1 protein-coding gene is annotated in these 942 nt (G+C 47.8%); it reads right to left on the bottom strand.

Annotated features, from left to right (window positions below; genetic code table 11):
• Positions 1 to 31: 31 nt before the first annotated feature.
• The coding region (locus C6Y40_RS21855; protein ID WP_105936516.1) for an IS3 family transposase at positions 32 to 942 on the bottom strand (911 nt) is incomplete at its 5' end.

Below are 942 nucleotides of genomic sequence, written 5' to 3'. Positions count from 1 at the left end.
TGACGTGGTCAAGCAAATTCACACAACCCAGTTAAGCAGCTTTTCCTAAGTTAGCCATTTCAGCCTCATATTGGTTTGGACTTTTGTAATCCAAGTATGAGTGCATTCTCTGACTGTTATAAAACATAGTGATGTATTGCAGGACATCCTGCTGGGCAGCATGGCGACTCTGGTAGTGACGCCACTGCACTCGCTCTTGTTTTAATGTGCCGAAGAAGCTTTCTACAACGGCATTGTCCCAACAATCACCTTTCCTGCTCATGCTACCTGTTACCTTGTACTGTGCCAGTAGCTGTCTAAATTGTCGGCTTGCATACTGCGAACCACGATCCGAATGATGTATCAGGCCTGCCTTGGGTTTACGTTGCCATAAAGCCATTGTTAAGGCATCACACACAAGCTGGGCATTCATCCGCGACGCCATACTCCAACCCACGACTTTGCGTGAGAACAGATCAATGACAACGGCCAGATACAGCCAGCCTTCCTGCGTCCAGATATAGGTAATGTCAGAGACATACGCCTGGTCTGGTTTTTGCGCATCAAAGTCGCGTGACAGCACGTTATCGAATACAGGTTGCTGATGGTCGCTGTTGGTCGTTACTTTGTATTTTCTACGCCGTCTAACGCTCACGTCGGCTTCTTTCWTCAAGGCTCTCGTACGCTGTTTCCCAACCGGATAACCGAGCGAATTCAGCGCGCGTTTCATTCGCCTTACGCCATAGGTAAAGTCACTGGCATCTGCTATTTTCTGTACCCATTCAATTAACTCATCATGTTGTGGATCCGGTTCAAGGTGTTCGTTGCGTCGCACGGCGCTATAGTAATTACAGCGACTGACACCAAGAACCTCGCACATCAGGCTAATCGGCCAGGTCTTCTTATGTTGGGTGATGAAACCGTATTTTACTTGGTTTCTTTGGCAAAGAAGACCGTCGCTTT

The organism is Marisediminitalea alba, assembly GCF_002993365.1.
GTDB lineage: Bacteria > Pseudomonadota > Gammaproteobacteria > Enterobacterales > Alteromonadaceae > Alteromonas > Alteromonas alba.
This window is presented reverse-complemented; position numbering and strand designations above follow the sequence as displayed.